The sequence below is a fragment of the Rathayibacter sp. AY1C2 genome (assembly GCF_002931195.1).
Taxonomy (GTDB): Bacteria; Actinomycetota; Actinomycetes; order Actinomycetales; family Microbacteriaceae; genus Rathayibacter.
In genome coordinates this window covers 1-3941 of record NZ_PSWG01000042.1, presented here as the reverse complement: position 1 = coordinate 3941, position 3941 = coordinate 1, and the positions used below count along the sequence as shown (strand labels likewise).

The window sequence follows — 3941 nt, the reverse complement described above, 5'->3', positions numbered from 1 at the left end:
GGTTGAGTCTGAGTGCGCGGTCAGGGATGGAGTGATCCGGGCTGCGGGCGCCCGCAGCCCGGATCACTCCATCCCTGACCGCGCACTCAGACTCAACCGACACCTGTGGCGTATCGTGGAGTCAATTGCATGCAGACGCATGGATACGGACTCGCCGACCGCACGGCCTCCGAGCCCATCCCTCTTCGAGCAGGAGTCGTCATGACCACCACCAGCACCCGCTTCACCGACCGCGTCGTCCTCATCACCGGAGGCGGATCCGGCCTGGGCCGCGCCGCAGCCGTCCGCCTCGCCCAGGAGGGCGCGAAGCTCGTCCTCGTCGACATCTCCGAGCAGGGCCTCGCCGCCACGGTCGACGTCCTGCCCGAGGGCACCGAGTCGATCACCGTCCTCGCCGACGTGTCGAAGGAGGCGGACGTCGACGCCTATGTCGCGCGCACCCTCGAGGCGTTCGGCCGCATCGACGGCTTCTTCAACAACGCCGGCATCGAGGGCCGCCAGAACCTCACCGAGGACTTCGCGGCCGACGAGTTCGACAAGGTCGTCGCGATCAACCTCCGGGGCGTGTTCCTCGGCCTCGAGAAGGTGCTGAAGGTGATGCGCGAGCAGGGCTCGGGCATGGTCGTCAACACCGCGAGCGTCGGCGGCATCACCGCGATCGGCAATCAGTCCGGCTACGCGGCCGCCAAGCACGGCGTCGTCGGCCTCACCCGCAACTCCGCGATCGAGTACGGCGAGTTCGGCATCCGCATCAACGCGATCGCGCCCGGGGCCATCTGGACCCCGATGGTCGAGAACTCGATGAAGCAGCTCGACCCGCAGAACCCGCGCAAGGCGGCCGAGGAGTTCATCCAGGTCAACCCGACCAAGCGCTACGGCGAGGCCGACGAGATCGCCTCGGTCGTCGCCTTCCTCCTCTCGGACGACGCCTCGTACGTGAACGCGACCGTCCTCCCGATCGACGGCGGTCAGTCCATCAAGTACTGAGGTCCCGCGGAGGGAGCGGAGGGAGCGCCTGCTGCGGCGGGCGAGCCCTCCACTCTCCCGCTGACGCCGCGTCCTTCGTGAAACGGACTCGGCCGCTCCTCCACAGGTGCTCCCTCCGACGGACATCCCCACCGGGCCTCCGTCGCGCAGCACCCGGCACCGCGGCGGGAGCAGAATGGGGGTCGGTCCCGCCAGCGGCCGGACCTCGACCGCTACGGAGACATGCATGAACCCCACCGGGAGCTTCCGCGCCGCCCGCGACACCCTCCTGCAGCACCGCACTGATGCGGTCGCCGCGAACGAGGCCTTCCAGTGGCCGGACGTCGGGCCCCGCTTCAACTGGGCGGTGGACTGGTTCGACTCGATCGCCATCGGCAACGAGCGCCCCGCCCTCTGGATCGTGGAGGAGGACGGCTCCGAGGAGAAGTACTCCTTCGACCGGATGCGCTGGCGCTCCGACGAGGTCGCCGCCTGGCTCCACTCGGTCGGCGTCGAGCAGGGCGATCACGTGATGCTCATGCTCGGCAACCGCCTCGAGCTGTGGGAGTCGATGCTCGCGATCATGAAGCTCGGCGCGGTCATCCTCCCCACGACGACCCTGCTCTCACCCGCCGATCTGGCCGACCGCCTCGAGCGCGGCGAGGTCGCGCACGTCATCGCGGACGCCTCCGAGACAGCCAAGTTCGACGAGATGGAGGGCGGCTTCGGCCGTATCGCGGTCGGCGGCGCCGTCGAGGGCTGGCTCGACTACGCCGACTCGCTCGAGCCCTTCGGCATCAGCCCGACCGTGGTCGTCCGAAGCTCCGATCCGTGCCTGATCTACTTCACCTCCGGCACCACCTCGAAGCCCAAGATGGTCGTGCACACGCACGAGTCGTACCCCGTGGGGCACCTCAGCACGATGTACTGGCTCGGCGTCCAGCCGGGCGACGTGCACATGGCGATCAGCTCGCCGGGCTGGGGCAAGCACGCGTGGAGCTGCTTCTTCGCGCCGTGGAACGCCGAGGCGACGGTGTTCGTCTACAACTACAGCCGCTTCTCCCCCACCGCTCTGCACCAGCAGCTCGACCGGGCCGAGGTCACCACGTTCTGCGCACCGCCGACCGTGTGGCGGATGCTGATCCAGTCGGCGCTCGGAGCGAAGCCGCGCGCGCTGACCGAGATCCTCTCGGCGGGCGAGCCGCTCAACCCCGAGGTCATCGCGACCGTCGAGCGGGAGTGGGGACTCACCATCCGCGACGGCTACGGCCAGACCGAGACCACCGCGATCACCGCGAACCCGCCCGGCGCCCCCGTGGTCCCCGGAGCGATGGGCCGCGCGCTGCCCGGCGTCGCCATCGCCCTCGTCGATCCGCTGACCGGCGAGCCCGCCTCCACCGGTGAGATCTGCCTCGACCTCTCCGTCGAGCCCGTCAACCTGATGTCCGGCTACCTCGGCGACGAGGACCGCACCGAGCGCGCCCGCGCCGACGGCTACTTCCACACCGGCGACGTGGCGGTCCGCGCGGTCGACGGCACGATCACCTTCGTGGGCCGCACCGACGACATCTTCAAGTCCTCCGACTTCAAGATCTCGCCGTTCGAGGTCGAGAGCGTGCTGCTGCAGCACCCCGCCGTCGCCGAGTCCGCGGTGGTGCCGGCTCCGGACGAGGTGCGCCACAGCGTGGTGAAGGCGTACGTCACCCTCGCCGAGGGCTGGGAGCCGACCGCCGAGACGGCGAGCGCGATCTTCGCCCACACCCGCGAGCTGCTCTCCTCCTTCGAGCGGGTGCGGCGCCTCGAGTTCCACCCCCTGCCCAAGACGATCTCGGGCAAGATCCGCCGCGTCGAGCTGCGCGAGCGCGAGGAGGAGGCGTTCCGCCGCGGCGAGGAGATCCCCACGGAGTGGCGCGCCGACCGCCTCTAGGCGCGGGGGCCCTCGTCCGCCGGGACACCGCCGCGGCACCGCTGAGACGGCGGCGTCCCGGCGGGGCGGTGGTGTCTCGAGGGGATGCGGTGGGCCGGGACGTCGGCCGCCGATGACCAGCGGGAGCGGGTGCCGTCAGCACGGAACCAGCGCGGCGTCGGCGGCGTCCGGATCACAGGCCGGCGATCAGCTCGGCGTCAGCGGGGGCGGACAGCGATCAGCTCGCCGTGGTCGCGGACGCCGGGGGCGCTGCGGCGGAGGGAGTGGGTCACCTCGAGGCCGGCCTGCTCGGCGAGCGCGCGCATCTCGGCGAGCGGATGGAACCACGCCGGTGCGACGGCGTGCGCGAACGCCTCCGAGCGCGGCCCTTCGAAGAAGCCGATCAGCAGGCTTCCGCCCGGTCGGAGGTGCGCGGCGAGCGCCGCGACCGCGCCGGGCAGCTCCGCCGGCGGCAGGTGGATGAGCGAGTACCACGCGAGAACGCCCCCGAGGCGATCGACGTCGAGCTCGAGCGCCGATCCGAGCCGGAACGGGACGTCCGGGAACCGCGCTCGAGCCAGCGCGACGAACTCCGGCACCGGGTCGACGCCGATCGCGGCGGCTCCGCGGCGCTGGAGGAACTCCGTCCAGTGCCCGGGCCCGCAGCCCACGTCGGCGACCGTGCCCTCCAGCCCGTCGGCCCACGACCCGATCAGCTCGCGGTCGGCCGCGGGCCCCGCGTCGACCGATCCGAGCAGCGCCGCGTACTCCTCCGCCCGCGCGCCGTACGCGTCCCGCACCTCGTCCATCCGGTGAGCGTAGGCCGTCACCAAACGGGGCGCAGCGGGCACTCGGAGGCGCGTGGCACGTTCCGCGGTGCCGTTGGCACAGCTCGGCGGCACGGTCCACTGGCGCGTTCTGACGTTCTGGCGCGCCTGCCTCGTGAGCGTTCGCGCCCGGCCTCCCGAGGCGCTCCGCGAGGACGGATCATCGAGGTGCCGCGCCCCGTCCCCGCCCCGAAGGAGACCCGATGACCCCTGCCGACGACGACCCGCAGGCAGGCCGGGAG

3 protein-coding genes are annotated in these 3941 nt (G+C 71.6%); 2 read left to right on the top strand and 1 reads right to left on the bottom strand.

Annotated features, from left to right (window positions below; genetic code table 11):
* The first annotated feature begins 201 nt into the window (after positions 1–201).
* Together C5C55_RS16180 and C5C55_RS16175 are read left to right on the top strand one after the other, a co-directional pair.
* Positions 202–987 carry a glucose 1-dehydrogenase gene (locus C5C55_RS16180; RefSeq protein WP_258072576.1) on the top strand — a complete coding sequence of 262 codons (786 nt, stop codon included), beginning with the start codon at positions 202–204 and terminating at the stop codon, positions 985–987.
* Between the two features lie 226 nt (positions 988–1213).
* Entirely contained in the window at positions 1214–2893 is a 1680-nt protein-coding gene (locus C5C55_RS16175; RefSeq protein ID WP_104234625.1) for an AMP-binding protein, read from the top strand.
* Between the two features lie 197 nt (positions 2894–3090).
* On the opposite strand, the gene C5C55_RS16170 is transcribed toward C5C55_RS16175, so the two are convergent.
* Entirely contained in the window at positions 3091–3681 is a 591-nt protein-coding gene (locus C5C55_RS16170; protein WP_104234627.1) for a trans-aconitate 2-methyltransferase, read from the bottom strand.
* Positions 3682–3941 lie beyond the last annotated feature (260 nt).

Coding starts and splice junctions, on each gene's coding strand:
- C5C55_RS16180 (WP_258072576.1), top strand. CDS start 202: ATGACCACCACCAGCACCCGCTTCACCGACCGCGTCGTCCTCATCACC.
- C5C55_RS16170 (WP_104234627.1), bottom strand. CDS start 3,681: ATGGACGAGGTGCGGGACGCGTACGGCGCGCGGGCGGAGGAGTACGCG.
- C5C55_RS16175 (WP_104234625.1), top strand. CDS start 1,214: ATGAACCCCACCGGGAGCTTCCGCGCCGCCCGCGACACCCTCCTGCAG.